At 48.8% G+C, this 23,309-nt stretch carries 24 protein-coding genes; 12 read left to right on the forward strand and 12 right to left on the reverse strand.

Translation table 11 applies throughout. From position 1 onward, the window contains the following. Positions 1 to 51 precede the first annotated feature (51 nt). Complete coding sequence (gene mutM / locus SC127_RS07495) at positions 52 to 861, forward strand: bifunctional DNA-formamidopyrimidine glycosylase/DNA-(apurinic or apyrimidinic site) lyase (RefSeq protein ID WP_215848150.1); 810 nt, start codon at positions 52 to 54, stop codon at positions 859 to 861. Positions 862 to 863: 2 nt separating this feature from the next. On the opposite strand, the gene coaD is transcribed toward mutM, so the two are convergent. The 5 genes from coaD to rfaQ form a co-directional block, all read right to left on the reverse strand. After that, the gene (gene coaD / locus SC127_RS07500) at positions 864 to 1,343 is read right to left on the reverse strand and encodes a pantetheine-phosphate adenylyltransferase (RefSeq protein ID WP_215848151.1); all 480 of its coding nucleotides are present in this window, start codon (positions 1,341 to 1,343) and stop codon (positions 864 to 866) included. Beyond that, positions 1,340 to 2,116, reverse strand: a complete 777-nt coding sequence (locus tag SC127_RS07505; protein ID WP_332625900.1) for a glycosyltransferase family 2 protein — start codon at positions 2,114 to 2,116, stop codon at positions 1,340 to 1,342. Before SC127_RS07505 ends, coaD begins: the two co-directional genes overlap by 4 nt. Then, positions 2,116 to 3,390 (reverse strand): lipid IV(A) 3-deoxy-D-manno-octulosonic acid transferase, encoded by a 1,275-nt coding sequence (waaA, locus tag SC127_RS07510; protein ID WP_215848153.1) that lies wholly within the window; start codon positions 3,388 to 3,390, stop codon positions 2,116 to 2,118. The genes SC127_RS07505 and waaA overlap by 1 nt, the downstream gene beginning before the upstream one ends. A 92-nt stretch (positions 3,391 to 3,482) precedes the next feature. Continuing rightward, positions 3,483 to 4,616, reverse strand: a complete 1,134-nt coding sequence (locus SC127_RS07515) for a glycosyltransferase family 4 protein (RefSeq protein ID WP_332625901.1) — start codon at positions 4,614 to 4,616, stop codon at positions 3,483 to 3,485. Further along, the gene (gene rfaQ, locus SC127_RS07520) at positions 4,609 to 5,685 is read right to left on the reverse strand and encodes a putative lipopolysaccharide heptosyltransferase III (protein ID WP_332625902.1); all 1,077 of its coding nucleotides are present in this window, start codon (positions 5,683 to 5,685) and stop codon (positions 4,609 to 4,611) included. The genes SC127_RS07515 and rfaQ overlap by 8 nt, the downstream gene beginning before the upstream one ends. Positions 5,686 to 6,285: 600 nt before the next feature. Here rfaQ and SC127_RS07525 point away from each other — a divergent pair. Continuing rightward, positions 6,286 to 7,308: a glycosyltransferase family 9 protein gene (locus tag SC127_RS07525; protein ID WP_243079984.1), complete on the forward strand. Its 1,023-nt coding sequence runs from the start codon at positions 6,286 to 6,288 to the stop codon at positions 7,306 to 7,308. A gap of 2 nt (positions 7,309 to 7,310) precedes the next feature. Here the strand turns inward: SC127_RS07525 and SC127_RS07530 are convergent, their stop codons facing one another. The 3 genes from SC127_RS07530 to kbl all read right to left on the reverse strand — a co-directional run bounded on the left by SC127_RS07530 (position 7,311) and on the right by kbl (position 10,729). Then, complete coding sequence (locus SC127_RS07530) at positions 7,311 to 8,405, reverse strand: glycosyltransferase (RefSeq protein WP_215848155.1); 1,095 nt, start codon at positions 8,403 to 8,405, stop codon at positions 7,311 to 7,313. Positions 8,406 to 8,493: 88 nt separating this feature from the next. Next, positions 8,494 to 9,522, reverse strand: a complete 1,029-nt coding sequence (gene tdh, locus SC127_RS07535) for an L-threonine 3-dehydrogenase (RefSeq protein ID WP_243079985.1) — start codon at positions 9,520 to 9,522, stop codon at positions 8,494 to 8,496. After that, positions 9,506 to 10,729 (reverse strand): glycine C-acetyltransferase, encoded by a 1,224-nt coding sequence (gene kbl / locus SC127_RS07540; protein WP_332625918.1) that lies wholly within the window; start codon positions 10,727 to 10,729, stop codon positions 9,506 to 9,508. Before kbl ends, tdh begins: the two co-directional genes overlap by 17 nt. A 230-nt stretch (positions 10,730 to 10,959) precedes the next feature. On the opposite strand from kbl, the gene rfaD reads away from it, so the two are divergent. Genes rfaD through SC127_RS07565 form a run of 5 tightly spaced genes read left to right on the forward strand, consistent with a single transcriptional unit; the run spans position 10,960 to position 15,974 of the window. Further along, entirely contained in the window at positions 10,960 to 11,892 is a 933-nt protein-coding gene (gene rfaD / locus SC127_RS07545; protein WP_215848157.1) for an ADP-glyceromanno-heptose 6-epimerase, read from the forward strand. Between the two features lie 17 nt (positions 11,893 to 11,909). Beyond that, positions 11,910 to 12,968: an ADP-heptose--LPS heptosyltransferase RfaF gene (gene rfaF, locus SC127_RS07550; protein WP_243079987.1), complete on the forward strand. Its 1,059-nt coding sequence runs from the start codon at positions 11,910 to 11,912 to the stop codon at positions 12,966 to 12,968. Then, entirely contained in the window at positions 12,956 to 13,918 is a 963-nt protein-coding gene (gene rfaC / locus SC127_RS07555; protein WP_243079988.1) for a lipopolysaccharide heptosyltransferase RfaC, read from the forward strand. Before rfaF ends, rfaC begins: the two co-directional genes overlap by 13 nt. Beyond that, on the forward strand, positions 13,919 to 14,815 hold the full coding sequence (locus SC127_RS07560) for a sugar glycosyltransferase (RefSeq protein WP_332625903.1): 897 nt from the start codon (positions 13,919 to 13,921) through the stop codon (positions 14,813 to 14,815). Further along, the gene (locus tag SC127_RS07565; protein ID WP_243079990.1) at positions 14,805 to 15,974 is read left to right on the forward strand and encodes an O-antigen ligase family protein; all 1,170 of its coding nucleotides are present in this window, start codon (positions 14,805 to 14,807) and stop codon (positions 15,972 to 15,974) included. Before SC127_RS07560 ends, SC127_RS07565 begins: the two co-directional genes overlap by 11 nt. Positions 15,975 to 16,008: 34 nt before the next feature. Here the strand turns inward: SC127_RS07565 and SC127_RS07570 are convergent, their stop codons facing one another. The 3 genes from SC127_RS07570 to envC all read right to left on the reverse strand — a co-directional run bounded on the left by SC127_RS07570 (position 16,009) and on the right by envC (position 19,433). Beyond that, positions 16,009 to 17,082 (reverse strand): glycosyltransferase family 9 protein, encoded by a 1,074-nt coding sequence (locus tag SC127_RS07570; protein WP_243079991.1) that lies wholly within the window; start codon positions 17,080 to 17,082, stop codon positions 16,009 to 16,011. Between the two features lie 134 nt (positions 17,083 to 17,216). Continuing rightward, complete coding sequence (locus SC127_RS07575) at positions 17,217 to 18,128, reverse strand: divergent polysaccharide deacetylase family protein (RefSeq protein ID WP_243079992.1); 912 nt, start codon at positions 18,126 to 18,128, stop codon at positions 17,217 to 17,219. A 3-nt stretch (positions 18,129 to 18,131) separates the two neighbouring features. Continuing rightward, positions 18,132 to 19,433 (reverse strand): murein hydrolase activator EnvC, encoded by a 1,302-nt coding sequence (gene envC, locus SC127_RS07580; protein ID WP_332625904.1) that lies wholly within the window; start codon positions 19,431 to 19,433, stop codon positions 18,132 to 18,134. A 252-nt stretch (positions 19,434 to 19,685) separates the two neighbouring features. Between envC and SC127_RS07585 the strand changes: the two genes are divergently transcribed. The 5 genes from SC127_RS07585 (at position 19,686) to cysE (ending at position 22,804) form a co-directional block, all read left to right on the forward strand. Then, positions 19,686 to 20,117, forward strand: coding sequence for a rhodanese-like domain-containing protein (locus tag SC127_RS07585; protein WP_215848163.1), 432 nt, complete (start codon positions 19,686 to 19,688; stop codon positions 20,115 to 20,117). A gap of 19 nt (positions 20,118 to 20,136) precedes the next feature. Continuing rightward, positions 20,137 to 20,391, forward strand: coding sequence for a glutaredoxin 3 (grxC, locus tag SC127_RS07590; RefSeq protein ID WP_215848164.1), 255 nt, complete (start codon positions 20,137 to 20,139; stop codon positions 20,389 to 20,391). A gap of 37 nt (positions 20,392 to 20,428) precedes the next feature. Beyond that, positions 20,429 to 20,899: a protein-export chaperone SecB gene (gene secB / locus SC127_RS07595; RefSeq protein ID WP_215848165.1), complete on the forward strand. Its 471-nt coding sequence runs from the start codon at positions 20,429 to 20,431 to the stop codon at positions 20,897 to 20,899. After that, complete coding sequence (gene gpsA, locus SC127_RS07600) at positions 20,899 to 21,915, forward strand: NAD(P)H-dependent glycerol-3-phosphate dehydrogenase (RefSeq protein ID WP_243079994.1); 1,017 nt, start codon at positions 20,899 to 20,901, stop codon at positions 21,913 to 21,915. Before secB ends, gpsA begins: the two co-directional genes overlap by 1 nt. A 67-nt stretch (positions 21,916 to 21,982) precedes the next feature. After that, positions 21,983 to 22,804 (forward strand): serine O-acetyltransferase, encoded by an 822-nt coding sequence (gene cysE / locus SC127_RS07605; protein WP_215848167.1) that lies wholly within the window; start codon positions 21,983 to 21,985, stop codon positions 22,802 to 22,804. Here cysE and trmL read toward each other — a convergent pair. After that, a complete protein-coding gene (trmL, locus tag SC127_RS07610) occupies positions 22,801 to 23,274 on the reverse strand; it encodes a tRNA (uridine(34)/cytosine(34)/5-carboxymethylaminomethyluridine(34)-2'-O)-methyltransferase TrmL (RefSeq protein ID WP_215848168.1) in 474 nt (157 codons plus the stop codon). The genes cysE and trmL overlap by 4 nt on opposite strands. Positions 23,275 to 23,309: the final 35 nt, after the last annotated feature.

Raw genomic sequence — 23,309 nt, forward strand, 5'->3', positions numbered from 1 at the left:
AACCCGGCTCCGGCCGGGTTTTTTGTTTGTGAAAAACGCTGAGGAGAAGCTATGCCAGAATTACCTGAGGTTGAAACCAGCCGTCGCGGTATCGAACCGCATCTGGTAGGAGAAACTATCCTGCACGCCATTGTGCGTAACACACGTTTGCGCTGGCCTGTTTCTCAAGAAATTCTCGCGCTCAGCGATCAGCCGGTTCTCAGCGTTCAGCGTCGTGCTAAATATTTACTGTTAGAATTGCCGCACGGCTGGATCATTATCCATCTCGGCATGTCTGGCAGTTTGCGGGTGTTACCCGAAGAGTTGCCTGCAGCTAAACATGATCATGTTGACTTGGTTATGAGTAACGGCAAAGTGCTGCGTTACACCGATCCACGGCGTTTTGGTGCCTGGTTGTGGAGCAGCGATTTAGCGGGCAGCAGTGTGCTGTCACACCTTGGCCCAGAGCCGCTCAGTGATATTTTTGATGGTGATTATCTTTTTGAGAAGTCGCGTGGTAAGCGCACGGTGATTAAACAGTGGTTAATGGATAACAAAGTGGTGGTTGGCGTTGGCAACATATACGCCAGTGAGTCCTTGTTTACTGCTGGGATCTTACCCGAGCGACCCGCAATGAGCCTGAGCAAAAAGGAAGCCGAATTACTGGCTAACACGATCAAAGCGGTGCTGCTGCGATCGATTGAGCAGGGCGGTACCACTTTACGTGATTTCTTACAGAGCGACGGCAAACCAGGCTATTTTGCACAGCAATTGCAGGTTTATGGCCGAGCCGGTGAGCCGTGTCGTGCGTGTGGAATGCCGATTATTAGCGGCAAGCACGGGCAGCGCAGTACTTACTGGTGCCCGAACTGCCAGCATTAACGCTACGCTAGCTTAGCTTGTAATGCCTGATGTACTGGCGCTGGAAGGAAGGCGGTGACATCGCCGCCGTGGCGCGCTACCTCTTTCACTAGCGAAGAGGAGACAAAGGAGAAGCCTTCAGAGGGCATCAGGAACACGCTTTCCAGCGTAGGCAGCAAATGACGATTCATATGCGCCAGCTGCATTTCATATTCAAAATCCGATACTGCACGTAATCCACGCACCAGGACATTAGCCTGCTGCGCGCGGGCAAAGTTCGCCATTAAATCACTGAAGCCAACCACTTCAACGTTAGGCAGGTGCGCAATCACTTGCTGAGCAAGTTCTACACGCTCATCCAGGTCAAACATCGGCTTTTTACTCGGGCTGGCCGCTATCGCCACCACAAGATGATCAAACATCTGGGCTGCGCGCGTCACAATGTCAAGATGCCCTAATGTAATGGGATCAAAGGTTCCGGGATAAATGGCTTTAGTACTCATATGCGCCCTTTTGCCTTGGCATGACCGAGCGCCCAAAGCGCTGCGTATTTGTTGAATGTATACTGCGCGTTGACCATCGCGAGTATCCAGCCTTGTTTGCCATCGAGAAAACCGGCGCGTAGCAGCAGCGTTTTAATAAATGCGCCCAGCGTATGGCTAAAAATGGAGAACAGCCCGCAACGCTTGCCGCGCTGAAAGCGTTCTTTTGCCCAGGCTTCAGCATAGGCAAGCTGTTTGCGCTGGAAAGCGATTAAGTCACGGCAGGTTAGGTGCTGTAGATCGCCTTTCAATACCTGAACTGGCGAGCCTTGGGTATTGAGTGATTCATGCACCAGATTATCGTTATAAGTGAGCGTGCGGGGATAAAGGCGCATTACGCGATCGGGATACCAGCCGCTGTGACGCATAAAACGGCCCAGAAACAGGTTACTACGGCACAGGCTGTAAACAGTGTTGCTGGGTGGCGCCATTAATACTTGCTCAATGGCGTTGCGTAATTCAGGCGTCACGCGCTCATCAGCATCGATCATCAAAATCATTTCGTGGCTGGCGTAACTTTGCGCACGTTGACGCTGTTTGCCGTAGCCTGGCCAGCTGTCAGCGTGAAACACTTCAGCGCCCGCTTCGCGCGCAATTTCAACGCTATTATCGGCACTGCCAGAATCCAGCACGATAATCTCATCGGCCCAGTCAACGGAGGCAAGGCAAGCCGGCAACAGTTCCGCTTCGTTCTTGGCGATCATCACCACCGAAAGACGTTGGCGTGTTGGCATTAATGGGCCCGTGGCGGTAAATGAGGTTCGAGTAACTGTAGCAGACGCTGCAAAGCACCTTGATTTTGATGCAGCACCTCTACGGCATGGCGGCCGTAATAGCGGCGATAATCATCATCCTTCAGTAAATTAGCGACCTCTTTTTCCAGAGAGATCACATCAGTGACGGTGATTAAACCTTGTGCTTCCTGCAATTTACTGCAGATATCTTTGAAGTTCCAGATATGCGGGCCCATCAGCACAGGAAGAGCATGTGCTGCGGGTTCTAGCGGGTTATGGCCGCCACGTTCTACCAGGCTGCCGCCCACAAATGCCAGATCAGCAATGCCATAAAGCAGCATTAATTCACCCATTGAATCGCCGATGACCACCTGAGTCGAACCGGAAGGGATTTCACCGCTGCTGCGTAAAATAAAGCTGAAACCACGCTTTTGCGTCAGCTCACGTGCATCGTTGAAACGCTCAGGGTGACGTGGCACCAGAATCAATAACAGGTCGGGGAAAGTTTGCAACAATCGGCGATGAGCATCTAACACGATAGCTTCTTCACCTTCATGGGTGCTGGTGGCGATCCACACTGGACGACGCGGCGCCCATTGCCGACGCAGCGTGACTGCCCGAGCAGCCAGTTCTGGCGTTACTGAGATATCAAATTTTAGGCTGCCGGTAATCGTTAGCTGGGCGCGTTTCAAACCGAGCTCAACGAAACGGTCGCCATCTTCACTGGTCTGGGCCGCAATCAGCGTAATGCTTTGCAGCAACTGACGCATGAAATTGCCCAGTTTGCGATAACCTTTAGCCGAACGCGCTGATAAACGCGCGTTAGCAATCACCAAAGGAATTTGTCGCTTATGCAGAATACGAATGATATTTGGCCATAGCTCAGTTTCCATGATGATAACCAATCTTGGATTTACCGTATCAAGGAAACGATTGATGGAGCCGGGCAGATCGTAAGGGAGATAGACGTGATGCACATCTTTACCAAACGCAGACTGAGCGCGCTCGGAGCCGGTTGGCGTCATTGTGGTGACAGTAATGGGCAACGTCGGATAACGATGGCGCAAAGCACGCACCAGCGGAACGGCCGCTAACGTTTCTCCAACGGAAACCGAATGCAGCACAATGCCATGTGGTTGAACTTTGCCTACACAATAGCCGTAACGCTCGGCCCAGCGTTTACGGTATGCCGGAGCTTTACGACCGCGCAGCCACAGGCGCAGCCAAATCAGTGGCTGAATAAGATAGAGCAATGCGGTGTAAATGGTCGTCATAGTTACCGTTACGACACGTTGGCGTCAAAAAATACAATAAAGTCAGATTGCGGCATGTTATCAGAAACCACTCGCGCACTCATCTGACTTTGTCAGTTGGTCTTTAACACCTGCTGATAGAGTGATGTTAAGGAGCGAGCCAGCCTTTGTGGCCCATAAGGTTCAATTCTGCGGCGTGCAGCTTCACCCATGCTTGAATCCACTGAAAGTGCAGGAATAGTCTGAATGGCTTCACTTAATTCGTTGATATCCAAAGCATCACAGACGAAGCCTTCTTGACCAGCCGTGATAAATTCTGCTCCACCGCAGCCGGTGCTGGTGATCACCGGTAAGCCGCAAGCCATTGCTTCCAGCACAACATTTGGGAACGGATCATAGAGCGTGGGCAGTAGCAGGCCATCGGCAGCGTGATAGAAGGGTTGCACATCCTGTTGTACGCCGACAAAGCGCAGGCGGTCCAGGCAGTTAAAGCGATTCGCCAGTTGTTGATAACGCTGCAATTGCTTGTCTTGTCCTACCACAATCAGATAGCGATCGCTCTTTGCCAACGCCTCTATGGCGGCTTTTAAGCCTTTACGCTCAAAACCGGAACCGACATAAATCAGGACTGTAGCGCTGTCCGGCAGCTTGAGATGCTGACGTGTAGCGTGTCGAGTCGCTTCGGTGGCAGGCTGAAAGCGCTCAGCATCAATCGCGTTATGAATAACGTGAATTTTATCGGCTTTCAGTGAGAAGCAGCGCAAGATATCGCGCTTTACCATGTCTGAATTGCAGATAACGGCTTTGAGCGTTGGAGAATTAAACATCTCCGCTTCTGCCTGCAATACGTAGCGATGGTAAGGGCTCAGTTTGGCGCTCAAGCGCTGCATGGGCGACACGATGCGCGCGCGTTGCTCAAGCCAGACGCGATGCACGCCGTCACCGGCACGAAAAATATCACAGCCAGCAATGCGCTCGTGGCTCTGTACGATATCAAACTTCTCTCGTTCCCAGCAGGCTCGAGCTGCTTGAGCAAAACCACGTTCACGTGAAACTCGACCCAGTTTGGCCGGGTTGCAGATGTGCAAATGCCAGTCAGGATTAGGCGTACCTTGCCAGCTACGCGTAATAATGTTCAGGTCCAGCTGCTCGCTGCCCAACGCTTCCAACGCGCGCGATATAAAGCGTTCGGCACCGCCATCGGGACGGTATTTCTGGCGCACAATGGCCAGACGTAACTTACTCATTAAGGTAGCTCCTTGCTGCGGCAACCACATCCTCTACTGGAATGATGGAAAGAAAGCGCTGTTGCGTGTTGGTATCAATCGAGTCTGGCGAAGGTAATGGGCCATAATCACCCGCCCAAATGACGCGATTATGTTCCCCCCAAGGCCGCCAGTGCTGCAGCTTGGTTGGACCAAAAAGCGCAATACAGGGTGTATCAAGTGCAGCCGCCATGTGCATTGGCGCGGAATCAACGCCAATAAACAGCTGCGCGTGATCGATCAGCGCGGCTAGCTGCGGCAATGAGAATTTTCCTGCGAGCGAAACCACATCTGGCGAACGACATAAAGATTGAATGTGTTCAATCATTACTCGTTCTTTTTGATCTGGCGCGGCAGTCAATATCACTTTTCGATTCTGTTTTGCCAGCTGATCGATGGTGGCTGCGACTTTCTCATCTTCCCAGCATTTAAAACCCCAACGGGAAGTGGGCTGCACCACAATGAAGGGCGAATTGATACCGTTTTCGAGCAGCGTTGATAGGACGTATTGTTTGTCGGTTTCGCTGTAATGCATTGAGACGCGAGCACCTTCACGGCTAATGCCGAGCGGCGCAAGCGCGCTCATGTTTTGTTCAACGGTATGCAGCGTGCTGTGATCGGCGGTAGAAACCAACTGATTATGGCAAAATCGCCAAAGAGCATTGTCGCGCTTCTTAAATGCGAAACCGATACGCAGCGGTGCTCGCGATAAACGCGTAATGATTCCTGCACGCCACTGATCGGCCAGGTTGATCACTAAATCATAATGGCAGGCGCGAACATCAGCGATCAGCGCACGTTCATGCGCTAATTTACGCCAGGCACCTTCATTCTTCCATTTGCGGTCAATGATGTGCAGGCGACGAATTGCCGGGTGCGCTTCCAGCATCGGACGCGTTTCTTGATACAGCAATACATCAATATTCGCCTGCGGATAGCGTTGATGAAGCGCATTGATAACAGGCGTCGTCAGCAGCATATCGCCATGATGGCGTAACTTGATAAGCAAAATATTTTGCGGAGAAATGTTTGCCAAAATCGGGCTTGCCATAAACCAGTGTTCTCAAATTGGAATGAACCGATTGTATGGCAAAGCCTTTAGGGGTTAAAGCCAGCCATTCGGGTTATTTGTTACGCCAAACAGAAGCGGCAAACTAAAGCAGCAACTGAAACGCCTGCGCCAGGCCACATACATTTATCAACATACAAAAATGTGTTCCGGTTGAAAAGATATCTACAATGATTGCTCTTCGGGCTTGGGTATCGGGTTTTCGACTTACGTTGTGGCAAGTGCTGAACGCTTTACGGATGATTTGATAGTGAGAAACCGAATAAATTCCCTTTGTGTCGCGATAATGGCAAAGAATTCACTGGCCGCGTGCGCCCAGGCAGGAGTTACAAGCCAGACTTACCCTCAACTTTTTCCGTGATGTCAGGGAAAAGGAACTTAATGAATGAGCCAATACACATAAGGTATTAGCCCTTTCTCGATTCGACTACTGTGGCGCATTATTTTAGTCTCTGATACTCAGTCCTTTCATCCATCAGAACTTTATTTAAAATAAGGGTCAAACGTAGAGATTTTTGCATTTATGTTGCATACCTCCTGACCTTTTTAGAAAGCCATTCATTGCCAATTGGGCCCACTTTTATGAAGAATATATTGCTAATCAGACGTGACAATATCGGTGATATGGTATGTACGACACCGCTAATTGAGGGAATAAAACGTACCTGGCCCGATGTAAAGTTAACTGTTTTAGTCAACAAAGTGGCTCAGGATGTGGCGCTGAATAATCCGTACATTGATGAGTTATATGTCTATAAAAAATCAAAACACCGTGAAAAAGGCGAAAGTGCACTGAAGGTGTATCTACAGAGGCTAAAAATCTTTTTTGCGCTGCGTAAAACAACATTTGATATGACGATTTTAGCCAATCCGGTGCCCTGTAAATACAGTTTGCGCCTGGCTACGATGGCGGGAGCTAAAAAAATAATCGGTGCCGGTACCAATCCCGCCGAGTTAACTATCCCGCTGGCTAAGGAGGATTTCAATGGTGCACATCAGGTAGAACATACCTTTACCTATCTCACCAAATTAGCGCCATCGGCTGTTGCCATCCCGGAAGTGAATGTTTATCTGAGCCCGCAGGAAAAGGGTGAGGCGGAGAAACGGCTGGCGGATAAAATTCCTCAAGATGCGCGCGTGTATGGCATTCACATCAGTAGTCGTAGCGCTAAACGCCGCTGGCCGGTGGAATCTTATGCGCAGATCATTGAGAAAATTTTGCAAGATCCTAAAGCCCATGTGCTGCTGTTTTGGTCGCCGCAGGGTGCATTAGATCCCAACGATGTCGGTGATTCGGCTCGTATGCAATCTTTGTTGCAACAGGTTAATTCACCGCGCGCAATTGCCTATCCAACCTCATCTATTCGTGAATTGATTGCCGGTCTTGATCGCTGTGAACAGGTGCTGTGTAGCGATGGCGGTCAAATGCATATCACCGCCGCGTTACATAAAAGACAGGTAGTCTTTTTTGGTGACACCAACGCGGCAGCCTGGCATCCATGGTCTGGTCAGTATGCCATTTTGCAGTCAGCGTCTGGCGATTGTGCCGATATCAGCGTTGATGAAGCCTGGGCTGCCTGGCAGAAATTGCAGGCAGCCTCATAAGATCAGGCCAACTCGGTATACTGCTGAGTGATTTTTTTGACGTCGTAATGTTCCAAAGAAGATTCATTGATATGCGGCAAATGGTGGTAAATCTCCACCATCTTGTCCGCCAAAGCCTGCGCATCAATTGGCGTCAATAAATCAGCCATGCCCGCTTTAACCAAAATCTCTTCGGGACCACCGGGACAGCGAGTACTGATCACTGGCGTTCCGCACATCAATGATTCCACAATCACATTGCCAAATCCTTCACTGTCCGAGCTCAGAACCATCATGCGGGCATGTTTAATATAAGGAAAAGGGTTTTCCTTGAAGCCTAAGAACAACACGCGATCGGCAATGTTTAACGCTTCAGCCAGGCTTTTGGCTGCCTGAATACGCTCTTCGGTGCCGGTTCCCAGTAAAACCAGTTTGCATGGCAGGCCTGACTTAGCAAATGCGTGGAGAAGGCGATCTTGTCGTTTTTGCGGGTGGATGCGTGCCACGTTGATGATGTAATCGGTACCGGCCAAATCACACGGTTCACTGGCCCGCTGGCGAAGCGTAGCGCTGTCGAAAGGATTGTTAATGACCGCTGTTTTGGCGGGTGTTACGCCCATCACGTCAATCAGATCATCAAGTACCGCCTGGGAAACAGCAGTGATATTTTTGCCCTGATAAATTTTCGCCATCTTGTTTCTTTTCAACGTGTAATTCAGGCCCTTGCGGTGCCCAAGATAAGTTGATGAGAGAACGCCATGAATGCAATACCACAGTCGAGCGGGATCGATAGCTTTACAGCGCGCAACGATGCGATCGGTTTTATGTAGATTGGAGATAATCAGGTCAAACTTACCGTTGGCGGCTTCGTCCTTACTTAGCACCTGGTCCAGCTTTTTGGCTCGACGAGACAGCTCAGTGAGCTTACGCCATGGCGCCTTGCTGTGTTGCGTCACCACTTTATAGGCTACGCCTTCGGGGAGTTTATATGCGCAAACCTCGGCTAAAGAATAGAGGCTGACGTCATGGCCCATCTGCTGCATACACTCGCTTAGGGTCAGTACGACTTTTTCAGCGCCGCCGCCAGGCAAGCCATCAATGATCATCAAAATGCGCATATCACGTCCAAAACTTCGGTAAAATTAAGCGCCAGTTATACCTTTTCGCTGGCGCTGGCGCTATCCCGAAACGACCTTTAGCCTCGCGTTAATCCCAGCTCAGTATGACTTTTCCTGAGCGTCCTGAACGCATTTCATCAAAGCCCTGTTGGAAATCATCAATGTGATAGCGATGCGTAATGATCGGGGTGAGATCGAGTCCTGACTGAATCAGCGCGGCCATTTTGTACCAGGTTTCAAACATCTCGCGGCCATAAATACCCTTGATGAATAATCCTTTGAAAATCACCTGATTCCAGTCGATAGCCATTTCACCGGGCGGAATGCCTAACAGCGCAATGCGTCCGCCGTGGTTCATCACTTCTAACAAACTGCGGAAAGCGGGCGGCGCACCTGACATCTCTAATCCGACGTCAAAACCTTCTGTCATGCCCAGCGAGTGCATCACATCATGGAGATCTTCCTGTGCCACGTTAACTGCTCGCGTTACGCCCATGTTGCGGGCCAGCTCAAGCCGATAATCATTAATATCGGTGATCACCACATTGCGCGCACCCACATGGCGGCAAACGGCTGCGGCCATAATACCAATTGGCCCGGCACCGCTGATCAAAACATCTTCACCAACCAGATCAAAGGAGAGCGCGGTATGCACTGCGTTACCAAAAGGATCAAATATCGCCGCTAATTCGTCAGAGATGTTTTCAGGAATTTTGAAGGCGTTATACGCAGGAATCACCAGATACTCGGCAAAACAGCCCTGGCGGTTTACGCCAACACCGACGGTATTGCGGCATAAATGTGTACGTCCGGCGCGACAATTGCGGCAATGGCCGCAGGTAATATGCCCTTCGCCTGAAACACGATCGCCAATAGTGAAGCCTTTCACTTCCTGACCAATAGCAACGACTTCACCCACATATTCGTGGCCGGTAATCATCGGGACCGGAATGGTTTTCTGTGACCAGTCGTCCCAGTTGTAGATATGTACATCGGTGCCGCAAATAGCCGTTTTACGAATTTTGATCAGCAGATCGTTATGACCCGGCTCAGGAATCGGCGCATCCGTCACCATCCAAATACCGGGCTCTTTTTTCAGTTTAGCGAGTGCTTTCATCGGCGGTTCCTCTGGCAATGACGCCAAGTTGTTGACCGATGCGGGTAAAAGCGGCCACCGCGCGTTCGAGTTGCTCTTGCGTATGCGCCGCAGAGATCTGGGTGCGAATGCGCGCCTGACCTTTTGGCACCACCGGATAAAAGAAGCCGGTAACGTAAATGCCTTCCTGCTGGAGCAAACGGGCAAATTCCTGCGCCACATTCGCATCACCCAGCATGACTGGAATGATGGCATGATCGGCGCCAGCCAGAGTAAATCCGGCGGCTGTCATCTGTTGACGGAAATAGCGGGCATTATCCCATAAGCGCTGACGCAGGCCATCACCTTCGCTGAGTAACTCCAGCACGCGAAGCGAGGCGGCGACAATGGCGGGTGCCAGGGAATTAGAAAAGAGATAAGGGCGTGAGCGCTGGCGCAACCATTCAATCACTTCCGCTTTAGCAGCGGTATAACCGCCCGACGCACCACCCAGCGCTTTGCCTAAGGTGCCTGTAATAATGTCGACGCGGCCCATGACATCGCAATATTCGTGCGTGCCGCGCCCGGCGTTGCCAACAAATCCCACTGCATGAGAATCATCAACCATCACCAGCGCAGAAAATTCGTCAGCCAGATCGCAAATGGCCTGTAAATTAGCGATGACGCCATCCATCGAGAACACGCCATCGGTGGCAATCAGAATATGACGCGCCCCTTTATCGCGTGCTTGCTGTAAACAGGCACGCAGTTCTTGCATGTCATTGTTAGCGTAGCGATAACGTTGTGCTTTACACAGCCGCACGCCATCAATAATCGAAGCATGGTTTAGCGCATCAGAAATAATGGCATCGTCTGCATCCAGTAAGGTTTCGAACAGGCCGCCGTTGGCATCAAAACAAGATGAATAGAGAATGGCATCTTCCATGCCGAGAAATTCAGCCAGACTTTTTTCCAGCTGCTTGTGGGTATCTTGCGTACCGCAGATGAAGCGCACCGAAGCCATGCCGAAGCCGTGAGAATCCATGCCGTCTTTGGCGGCCTGAATCAGGGCAGGATGGTTGGCTAAGCCTAAATAATTATTGGCACAGAAATTTATGACGTGATTGCCGTCCCCAACTTCAATATCGGCTTGTTGGGCAGACGTGATAATGCGTTCTTGTTTAAACAACCCTTCCTGACGCGCCGTATCCAGTTGCTGACGTAATTGTTGATAAAATTGCGCTGGCATCATTGCTCTCCTCAGATGGCGGAAATTTGGCACATCTTACTGAGCAGAGAGTCCAATCGCGATAAATCGCCCAACAGAATGTCAATTTTGCAGCATAGTTCACGCCTCGGCGCAGGAAGTACAAATGGTTACAGAGTCATCTGGCTGTCTGCACCTTGATGAAATGTTATGATAATAGTCATTAGCGTGTGGAACCTCCTGTTTCACCCCATAACTTCGAAGGTATTAACATGATTATCGTAACTGGCGGCGCAGGAATGATTGGCAGCAATATCGTCAAGGCGCTGAACGATCGCGGTCACACCGACATTTTGGTGGTGGATAATCTGAAAGACGGCACCAAATTTGCGAATCTGGTCGATTTGGATATCAGCGATTACATGGACAAAGAAGAGTTTCTGATTAGCCTGATGGCTGGTGATGATCTCGGTCCAATCGAAGCGATATTCCATGAAGGCGCCTGCTCTGCCACCACCGAATGGGATGGCAAATACATGATGGATAACAACTATCAGTATTCGAAAGAGCTGCTGCACTTCTGCCTTGAGCGTGAAATCCCGTTTCTTTATGCCTCATCTGCTGCGACTTACGGCGGACGCAACGAAAACTTTATTGAAGAGCGTCAATATGAGCAGCCACTGAACGTTTATGGCTACTCAAAAATGCTGTTCGATCACTACGTGCGTCAAATTCTGCCAGAAGCTAATTCGCCTGTGTGTGGATTCCGTTACTTCAACGTGTATGGCCCGCGTGAAGGGCACAAAGGCAGCATGGCCAGCGTAGCTTTCCATCTTAATACGCAGATCAGCAACGATGAAAATCCAAAACTGTTTGAAGGCAGCGATGGCTTCAAACGCGATTTCATTCACGTTGATGATGTTGCCGCTGTGAACCTGTGGTGTTGGGAGAATGGCGTTTCGGGAATCTATAACTGTGGTACCGGTCGTGCTGAATCTTTCCAGGAAGTGGCTGATGCTGTGCTGAAATTCCATGAAAAAGGTCAGATTGAGTACATTCCGTTCCCAGAAAAACTCAAAGGACGTTATCAGGCCTACACACAAGCCGATCTCACTAATCTGCGCGCGACAGGCTATGACAAACCGTTTAAAACCGTGGCGCAAGGTGTGGCTGAATACATGGTTTGGCTGAACCGTAACGCGTAAAGGAACCTGCACCGGCAATGAAAATTCTGGTTATCGGCCCATCTTGGGTCGGCGATATGATGATGTCGCAAAGTCTCTATCGTACGCTCAAGGCCGAGCATCCTGATGCCGTGATTGACGTGATGGCACCCGCATGGTGCCGTCCGCTGTTGTCACGCATGCCGGAAGTGAATCAGGCGCTGGCGATGCCGCTTGGACATGGCGCGCTGGAAATCGGCGAGCGACGTCGATTGGGCAAGTCGCTGCGCGGTAGCCATTATGATCGCGCCTATGTGCTGCCTAACTCCTTTAAATCTGCGTTGGTGCCGTTCTTTGCAGGAATTAAACGTCGCGTTGGTTGGCGTGGGGAAATGCGTTACGGCCTGCTAAATGATCTGCGTAAACTGGACAAAGCGGCTTTTCCGTTGATGGTCGAACGCTATGTTGCGCTGGGCTATGACACGCCAGTCAGTTCAGCAAAACAGCTGCCGCAGCCTTTGTTGTGGCCGCAGTTGCAGGTTGAAGATCAGGAAAAAATTGAAACGGCAGCGCAGTTTCAGCTTTCTGCCGATCGTCCTATTGTGGGCTTCTGCCCTGGCGCTGAGTTTGGTCCAGCTAAACGTTGGCCGCACTACCATTATGCCGCGTTGGCGCAGCAACTCATCGCTGAAGGCTATCAAGTGGTGCTGTTCGGCTCGGCAAAAGATCGTCCTACCGGTGAAGAGATCATTGCGGCATTACCTGACGAAGCTCGTTCCCATTGCCGTAATTTGTCAGGCGATACGTCGCTGGAACAAGCAGTGATTCTGCTGGCGCATTGCCGTGCAGTAGTCAGTAATGATTCTGGTTTGATGCACATCGCCGCTGCACTAAACCGGCCGTTAGTGGCGTTGTATGGACCGAGCAGCCCAGACTTCACACCACCGCTCGCCAGGCAAGCGCGGGTGATTCGCCTGATTACGGGCTATCACAAAGTACGTAAAGGCGACGCAGAGCAGGGTTATCATCAAAGCATGATCGACATTCAACCAGTTCGCGTTCATCAGGAATTAAATGAGTTATTGAATAGCGAGCAGGAGATGTCATGCACGTCCTGATTGTTAAAACCTCTTCAATGGGCGATGTTCTGCACACATTGCCCGCGCTAACGGATGCGATGCACGCCATTCCTGGCATTCGTTTCGATTGGGCGGTGGAAGAGAACTTTGCTCAGATTCCAGGCTGGCATCCAGCGGTAGATAAAGTGCTGCCGGTGGCAATTCGCCGCTGGCGTAAACACTGGTTTGGGAGTCAACAGCGTGAAGAGCGCGTGTTGTTCAAGCGAGAATTGCAGTCACGTCAGTACGATATTGTGATTGATGCACAAGGGCTGATTAAAAGTGCTGCGCTGGTGACACGCCTGTCAAAAGGTGTGAAACATGGTCAGGATAGTCGCAGCGCGCGTGAACCTTTCGCCAGCTGGTGGTACGACATACGCCATGAAGTGAGTAAGAAGCAGCACGCTGTTGAGCGTACGCGAGAACTTTTTGCTAAAAGTCTTGGTTACGAAAAGCCACAGACGCAGGGCGATTATGCTATTGCCGGTCATTTCTCGACGATCGCGACAGAAGATACCGCTCCTTATTTAATCTTTCTGCATGCCACCACACGTGATAACAAACACTGGCCGGAAGATCACTGGCGTGGATTGATTGAGCTGGTTCAGCCAATGGGTTTACGTGTGAAATTGCCTTGGGGCGCCGAGCATGAACATCAGCGGGCACAGCGTTTGGCGGAAGGATTCGAGTATGTTGAAGTCTTACCGAAGCTATCGCTGGAAGCCGTAGCGCAACAGCTGGCTGGCGCGTGTGCAGTGGTATCCGTAGATACCGGTTTAAGTCATCTTACCGCTGCGCTTGATCGCCCTAATATCACTTTATATGGCCCAACCGATCCGGGGTTAATTGGTGGTTATGGCAAGAATCAATACGTGATTAAAGCGGTTGAGAACGATATGAAAAATATCGACGCTACATCAGTAATGGAAAAGTTAAGGGATTTAATCTGAATGGGATCGCTATTTAAGCAAATTTATCGCTATACCCATTCACGTGAATTCCGCCATAACGAAAATCTTTGGCCTCATATAACCATAACGCGTGCGCCAGAAGGTCATATTGCTTCGATTTCTTATAAGAAAAAAAACATAAACATTGAGGATCTTTCTAAATTGAAAGGAACCCTTAATGTTCCGTTGTCTATTATAGCGACTGGACCCTCTGTTAAGGATTTAACTTTATCAAAACTATCAGGAATGAGTACGCTAGGCGTGAACGGCGCTTACACCCTGATGGGAAGCATCAATTTTGACTATTACGTTATCGTAGATCGCGGGTTTGTAGAAAAAAAACCTGAACTGGTCTCAGCTATATTAGCGAATAAAGGATTGATACTTTTTACTACGGTTTTGTGTCTCAATGAAATGCTTAAGTTTGTAACAGTAGAGAACATATCTTGCCGATTAGCAATTGTAGAAGATATCCGTTATAGGATCTTTGATAAAAGCATTCCTTCAAATAAATGCGCTGATTTTTTTTCAGGATGTGCTGATTTTTTATTTGATAGTAAGAATAAACACATCGGCTACTCAAAAGATATCCGAAAGGGAATAGTCGATGCGGGGACTGTTACCTATTGGGCATTACAGATTGCATTTTATTTAGGAGGAAAGGATATATTTATTGCGGGGTTAGATATGAATAACTTTTCTAAACCAAGATTTTATGAAGATGAGGCTAATAAGTTACCAAGCTTTTTGGCAGGCAATTACGAGACATTGATCTATCCTTCTTTTCTCTATGCAAGTGGAATTATGAAAGATGAGAACTGCAAAGTCTATAATTTGTCATTGAACAGTGCATTAGGTGATGAGGTTTTTAAGAGGATTAGCATCGATGAAGTATGATTTTCGCGCAGATAATATAAGGAGTTTATCTGCTTACTGTTTTATGTTTTTTTTGGCTTTGCTCCCTGTATTCACTGAAGTTGGAAAGGTAAATAACCTCTTTCATGCCTCAATTATATTAATGGCGTTTTTCCTGCTAATAAAGAGTAAAGATAAGCTGGGTTTCTTTACTGATTTTGATAAAGATCTTTTTTTGGGACTCATTCTTATAAGTGTATTTTTGCTTTACTTTAGTCTGAGCAACCTATGGTCTTCTAATCCGGAAAATTTTTTCTCAAGCTTTAAGCACACGCTTTATCTTCTTTTCTTCGTGTCTATGGTTAGTTACGTTGTCAATAACCGTAGTGTTCTCACTCTGCACTACCTGATCTTTTCTGGATGCTTTGTTCTTTTGATTCTGACTTTGTTATTAGTGGATAAAAATACAATACTTACGAACAGACTTGAAAATGGCTTTTCCTTAGCGCCATCTAACGTCATCGATTTAGGTGGTTATTTTGCCATTGGGATAATTAGTTGCCTGATTATCATAAGAGAAACCGGCAAGCATTGGCTATATTTTGCAGCGATTTTATTGTTTATTGGTTTGCTTCTAACGCAGAGCCGTGGTCCATTACTGGCATTATGTGTAGCGATGCTGCTGCTTGTCACAAAATATAAAAATGTTCATTTAAAACATATTATCTATCTGGTTTTATCTTTACTTATCATCTTTTTGTTTATGCAGTTAACGGGATATGGTAGTGAATTTTATTCGCGAATGACAGATTCATATAAGCAAAGCTTCATACGGTTTGGTATTTGGGAAAATGCGTTCACTTTGGCAAAAGAGCACTTTTGGTTTGGCTGGGGTTTTGATAAACAGCTTGAGTTCACTAATAGTGTTGGGCAAAACATCACAACGACCCACAGCGTTTATTTTTCCACCTTTTTAAAGGGAGGGATTATTGGTGTTTTATGCCTTATTTCATTGATTTTATGGGGGTTGTCCCAAGCTTATAAACGCTATCATGAAGCAATGACGCTAGAAGCGGTATTGTACATATTTTCGTTATTATTCTTTTTGACGCAGGGTATGTTTGTCCTTGGTTCGCCAGGGGAGGCGTGGATGCTTTTTTGGCTGCCACTGGCTGTTGTTGCCGCTAAGCGTAAAGCCTAAAAAAGCCTGGCCATGTCATGGCCAGGCTTTTTAGTTATTTAATTAAATCAGATATCTCATGAAAAACCCTATCTGCAGAGATCTTGCTGAGCGGTTGCGATACATTATCTTTATCATAAGATGACATCTGAATTATTTTATGGATGTCCATGTCTTGATAAGGACCAGTATGTTTAGGGTTTGCACTGGCATACAGGCTGACTGTCGGTGTTTTGGCTGTAATAGCGATATGAAGAGGACCGGTATCACCTGTGACTAAAACCTGTAATGATTTAATTAATCGAATCAATTCAAGTAGGTTTGTTTTTCCGATATATGAAGTGACGCGACTATGGAACTCTTTTGGTAAATAACTATAAAGCTCCTTTTCAAGCAATGAATCCTGACGTGCCCCTGTGAGCACTATTTCCGCTTGAGGGTAAGAAGACAGTAGTTTGACTGCTAACTTAGCGAAGCTCTCTACAGGCCAGCAACGCATTCTCTGAGATGCACCCATTTGGAAACCAAAACGTAGCTTATTTTTATCGACAGAGGATTCCATTATTTTAACGGGGAATTCCATGCTGGTGTCGTTTATATCACAGCCTAGTTTTTCAATTAGATTTAATTTTCTTTGAATGACATGCACGTCTGTGGAAGAAGAGTACAGATCAATCCATTTATTGAAGGCAATAGTGTCTCGCTTGAAATTATCTCTGATAATGTATTTTGTGCCTGAAAATTTCGCGCAAAAAACGTCATAACCTATATAAGAGTGAAGAATAACAGTGAGTTCAGGTTTAAATGACCTCAACTTTTTTATGAGCGCATATGCATTTTTTATTTTGTTATCCCAGATGGCAACTTCATCAAACCACGGGCTATTATTAATCAGCTGACTATTTTTATCGCTTGTGACAAAAATTATCTTTGCTTTGGGGTAACGTTGCTTTATTGCTTTAATCGCGGGAGTGTTAAAAAGAAGGTCGCCCAATGCAGTGGTTGAAAAAATGGCAATTCTGCTGAAATCAATATGATTATCTAATGCAGGCTTTTTTCTATCATCAAATAAATAAGAGTAAAGTGAAATGAAGAAATTTATGAGTCTTATTTTCCATATTTTATTCATTTTCTAAATCATACCCAAATGTGTTGTCATTCTGACTGTGTTGTTACGAAAAAGTTCCAATCTGTATTCATGAAGGCCGCTTTCACGAAAAGATAAAAGGCTTGCGCTAATATTTTAGTATATACAAACGCAATTTACTTTAAGCGATTTATAAGTTCAATAATATAGCTGGTCTTGATGCTGTCGATAATCGTACCCAGAGCACGTGTGGCCGGAACAGGCGCTAGCGGCTGCTTAATTTTGCACAAGCCTGGCGGTTGGAAATGAGGTTGCACGGGCTTGGTGATCGGCGGCTTGTTACCTTGTGAAGGCGTGCCACTGTGCAGTGGTTCATTCAATAACTGGCTTGGGCGAACAAGCGTGATATCTGCAGGTAAGGTGGGTAGCATTTGCTGTAAAACCCGCACCGTATTGGGATGTGGATGGCCTATCGCAATGGCGTAGCCATCGCGCTGCGCCAGCTTTACTGCGCGACTAAATTGCTGCCGTATGGCAGTAATATCCTGGCTGTCATCCAGGAAAACACGGCGCTTCAGCACGCGGACCTTGGTGCCTTGCGCGGCCGGTATGGATTGGCTGTTAGCAATCGTCATGCTGTCGAGAAAGTAAAAATTGTAGTGGTTAAGCGTCTGCATCACTTTCTGCATGCCAAACAGGCTGGAGGTCATTTTGCTGCCCATATGGTTATTCAGCCCCACCGCATAAGGCACGTTATTCACCGCGTTGCGAATGATTCGCTCAATTTCGGTGCTGCTCATCTCTGGTGTTAACGTATCTTTTTCCAGTGGCTGCTTACTCAGCGGTGCCATCGGCAGGTGAATCAAAACTTCATGACCACTTTGGTGCGCTTTCGTTGCCATGTCGCGCGCATGCGGCGCGTTAGGCAGCACCGCTACTGAAATCTCGGGCGGCATCTGCAACACTTTTTTCTCTTCGGCAGGACGATAGCCAAAGTCATCAATGACAATGGCAAGTTTGCCTGCGTGAGCGACGCAGCTAAGCAATAAACCGCTCACAATAGCGGGGAGTTTTCGGAGTTGAAGCAAAACTTATTTTCCTAACCACGGGAGTGGGTTGACGGCCTTTCCTTGACGTCGGATTTCAAAATAGAGCGATGGCGTGCCGCGGCCGCCGCTGGTGCCCACTAAAGCGACAGGCTGTCCTGCCTTCACTTGAGCACCCACACTCACAAGCGCACTCTGGTTGTAGCCATAAAGACTCATATCGCCTTTACCATGCTCAATGACCACCACAAGCCCATAACCTTGCAGCCAGTCAGCCATCAAAACACGGCCATCAGCGATGGCTTTGACTTCCGTTCCTTCCGGTGCGTCGATAACCAGCCCTTTCCAGCGCAGTTCACCTTGCAGTTGCTCACCGAAGCGGTGTTCTACGCGGCCACGAACAGGCCACAATGCTTGTCCACCGGCACGCCCTAAACCGCCGGTGCGCGCCATCAGCTCGCGTTCGCTCTGTGTGGGTTGGTAGTTGGAACCTTTCGATTTAGCCTGCGCCTGACGCTGGCGCACTTTCTCTGCCTCACGCGCTTCTCGTGCCGCTCGTTCACGAGCTTCACGTTCAGCTTTGGCAATTTTGTCTTGCAGACGGCTTTCGTTCTGGCGCATTTCAACCAGGTCAGCTTGATCTTTCTCCAGCGAATTTTCCAGCGCGCTCAAGGTTTTCTTACGCGCAGTACTCGCTTGTTGAAGTTTATCTTGTTGACCTTGCTGCTGTGCGAGCAGGGATTTTTGCTGTTGCTGCTTTTGCTGTAGCGCGTTGCGTTGCTGATCCAGATCCTGACGGGTCTTTTGCAGCTCCTCAATGCTCTGTTGGCGGGCATCGTTGAGATAGCCAAAATAAGCCAAAATGCGCTCGTTGCGTTGGCTCTCTTCTCCACTTAGCAGGAGTTGCACGCCATTGTGCTGGCCTTGTCGAAAGGCGGCATCCAGCTGTTGAGATAACAGCGTTTCTTGCTGCTGTTGTTGCTTTTCCAGACGCGTAATTGAGGCGGCGAGTTGAGTGATTTCGTTATTTAAAGCAGAGAGGCTATTGCGTGTTTCACGCAGTTGACGACTGGCCTGAGCAATCACCTTTTCCTGGCTTTGTAACTGATCGAGCAACTTACTGCGCTGCACTTTTTGCGCTTTGACGATTTTTTCTTTTTCAGCAATATCTTGCTGAATAGATTGCAGTTGCGATTTATTATCGTCAGCACTTTGTGCGGTAACGGGCAACAACAGCGCGCCCGCGCAAAGCAGGCTGAAGGAGAGGGTGGACAAGTATGTTAACAACGGCAGGTTATCTCCGTTGTGACGGGTCCTTGTGTGTAAAACGGTTGTTTTTCCCTTCATAGGCCAATGATTATTCCACGATGAACAGCCGCTTACCAGTGCGCCGGACCAGCATTTGCTTTTCCAAACATGTCTGTTTTAGACCAAACCCGGCATAAGCGTTACGTCATTTTTGCCATTCGGCGTTTTTTTTTGGAAAATGATGCACAAATATTAACTCTGACCGCTTAGCGTCTGTACATGCGAAGTGGCGCAGGTATACTCAGAACCCTTGTTTTAGCTTATTAGCCCGGTCTGGAGTCGTTACCCCTCATGCAAGAAATTATGCAGTTTGCAAGCAATCACCCCATCCTGAGTCTGGCATGGGTCGTTTTACTCGTTCTGGTGATTGTGACTACCGTTAAAGGAATGTTCTCTAAGGTAAAAACTATCAGCCGCGGTGAAGCAACCCGCCTGATTAACAAAGAGGACGCGGTAGTTGTAGACGTGCGTTCGCGCGATGATTATCGCAGGGGACACATTTCAGGCGCAGTGAACGTGGCAGCGGCTGAGCTCAAAAAAGGCAATTTAGGTGAACTAGAAAAGCATAAAGCGCAACCCATAATTGTGGTGTGTGCGACAGGCCAAAGTGCTGCTGATTCTGCTGCACACCTGAGTGCTGCGGGTTTTACGCAGGTTACTGTATTGAAAGATGGCGTAAGCGGCTGGAGCGGCGAAAATCTGCCGTTAGTACGCGGTAAATAAACTTACTGAGGTGCACACCATGGCGAACATCGAGATTTACACCAAAACAACCTGTCCTTACTGCCACCGGGCAAAGGCGCTGTTAAGTCAAAAAGGCGTAACGTACCAGGAGATTCCCATTGATGGGGACATGGCGAAACGTGAAGAGATGATCAAACGCAGCGGCCGCACCACCGTTCCTCAGATTTTTATTGATGCGCAGCACATTGGCGGCTGCGACGACCTTATCGCGCTCGATTTCCGCGAAGGTTTAGATCCGTTACTGCAGGCGTAGTTTACGCTGAACATTCTAACTCACAGGACTTAGTTACATGTCAGAACACAACACCAACGAAATGCAATTCCAGATTCAACGCGTTTACACCAAAGATATCTCTTTTGAAGCGCCAAATGCGCCGCAGGTTTTCCAGAAAGAGTGGGAACCGGACGTAAAATTGGATCTGGACACTGCATCTTCACAGCTGGCTGACGAAGTTTATGAAGTGGTGCTGCGTGTGACCGTGACCGCAACCGTAGGTGAAGAAACGGCGTTCCTGTGCGAAGTTCAGCAGGCCGGTATTTTCACTATCAGCGGCATTGATGGGTCACAGATGGCACATTGTCTGGGCGCATACTGCCCGAACATCTTGTTCCCGTATGCCCGTGAATGCATCACCAGCCTGGTTTCACGTGGTACTTTCCCGCAGCTTAACCTGGCGCCGGTTAACTTTGATGCGCTGTTCATGAACTATCTGCAGCAGCAACAAGGTGAAGAAGGCGCTGAACCACATCAGGATGCCTGATGACAAATAACGCTTCGATTAGCGTCATCGGTGCCGGCTCGTACGGCACCGCTTTGGCGATTACCCTGGCCCGCAACGGCCATCCGGTATTGTTGTGGGGACACAACCCTGCGCATCTGGCGCAACTCCAATCTGACCGCTGTAACACCGCTTTCCTGCCCGATGTGCCTTTTCCTGACTTTCTTGCGCTTGAACCCGATCTGGTAAAAACCATTGCTGCCAGTCGCGATCTATTAGTCGTGGTGCCGAGCCATGTTTTTGGCGACGTGCTCACGCAAATCAAACCGCATTTGCGTGATGATTCTCGAATCGTCTGGGCGACCAAAGGTTTGGAAAAGGAAACCGGGCGTTTACTGCAAGATGTAGCACGCGAGATCTTGGGCGATGCGATTCCGCTGGCGGTGATTTCGGGTCCAACATTTGCGAAAGAACTGGCGGCAGGAATGCCTACAGCGATTGCGTTGGCCTCTACCGATGCGCAATTCGCTGAAGATTTGCAGCAAAAGCTGCATTGCGGCAAAAGCTTCCGCGTCTATAACAATCCTGATTTCATTGGCGTCCAGTTGGGCGGCGCAGTGAAAAACGTTATCGCGATTGGTGCAGGTATTTCTGATGGTATCGGCTTTGGTGCCAATGCGCGTACGGCCTTAATCACTCGCGGATTGGCAGAAATGAGCCGCCTGGGAGCGGCATTGGGCGCTGATCCTACCACCTTCATGGGAATGGCAGGATTAGGTGATCTTGTGCTGACCTGTACCGATAATCAGTCACGTAACCGTCGTTTTGGCATGATGCTGGGGCAAGGCGAGGATGTTGACAGTGCGCAACGCATTATCGGACAAGTTGTAGAGGGATACAGAAATACCAAGGAAGTCAAAGCATTAGCCGCTCGTGTTGGTGTAGAAATGCCGATAACTGAGCAGATTTATCAGGTGCTATATTGCGAAAAACCGGCGCGGGATGCAGCATTGAGTCTGCTGGGGCGTACAAGGAAGGACGAAAACAGCAGCAGCTAAGCAGGGAGCGAAGCGTAATCACCTGTAGCGCCAATTCAGGCGCTTTTTTTATCGGGAGAAAACAGCAATGTCGTCTGATGAGTTAGAACTGGTCTGGAATAATATCAAAGCAGAAGCGCGTGCATTGGCCGATTGTGAGCCCATGCTGGCCAGCTTTTACCATGCGACATTGCTTAAGCATGAGAATCTCGGCAGCGCGCTGAGCTACATGCTGGCAAATAAATTGTCTAACCCCATCATGCCAGCAATCGCTATCCGTGAAATCGTTGAAGAAGCTTATCGCGAAGATCCTTCAATGATTACCTCTGCGGCTTACGATATTCAGGCGGTGCGTCAGCGCGATCCAGCCGTAGACAAATACTCCACGCCGCTGCTCTATCTCAAAGGCTTCCACGCTTTGCAGGCTTATCGCATCGGTCATTGGCTGTGGAAAGAGGGACGACGTGCGCTAGCGGTTTATTTGCAGAATGAAGTTTCAGTCTCATTCGCGGTAGATATCCATCCAGCAGCAAATATTGGCCACGGCATCATGCTCGATCATGCGACCGGTATTGTGATTGGTGAAACGGCAGTGATTGAGAACGATGTGTCGATTCTGCAATCAGTCACGCTTGGGGGAACCGGTAAAACCAGCGGCGATCGCCATCCAAAAATTCGTGAAGGGGTGATGATTGGTGCTGGCGCGAAAATCCTTGGCAATATCGAAATCGGACGTGGCGCAAAAATTGGTGCCGGTTCGGTGGTGTTGCAGCCCGTTCCGCCACATACCACCGCAGCAGGCGTGCCTGCACGCATCGTTGGTAAGCCCGGCAGTGAAAAACCATCAATGGATATGGATCAGCACTTCAATGGCAGTCTGGCGGGCTTCCAGTTTGGCGACGGCATTTAGCCTTTAATCAGCGCGCCAGCATAATCGAGTTGGCGCCACGCTTCGTATACCACCACCGACACTGCGTTCGACAAATTCATGCTGCGGCTTTCTGCCATCATAGGAATGCGGATTTTATGCTGTGCGGGCAGGGCATCCAAAATTCCAGCGGGCAAGCCACGGCTTTCAGGGCCGAAGAGCAAGTAATCTCCCTTCTGATACGCCACAGCGCTGTGTGCAGGCGTTCCTTTGGTCGTTAAGGCAAACAGTCGCTCAGGACTTTCACTGGCTAAAAATGCCTGATAATCGGCGTGCTTCTTGATAGCGGTAAATTCGTGATAGTCGAGTCCGGCACGGCGCAGTCGTTTGTCATCCCAGGTAAAACCCAAGGGTTCAATCAAATGCAACTGGAAGCCTGTGTTTGCACAAAGGCGGATGATATTGCCGGTATTAGGTGGGATTTCTGGTTCAAATAAAACAATGTTTAGCATAAGGCCCCCGATAACGAGGGCCGAAGCATAGCAAA

The sequence above is a fragment of the Pantoea sp. T14 genome (assembly GCF_036663535.1).
Taxonomy (GTDB): Bacteria; Pseudomonadota; Gammaproteobacteria; order Enterobacterales; family Enterobacteriaceae; genus Pantoea; species Pantoea phytostimulans.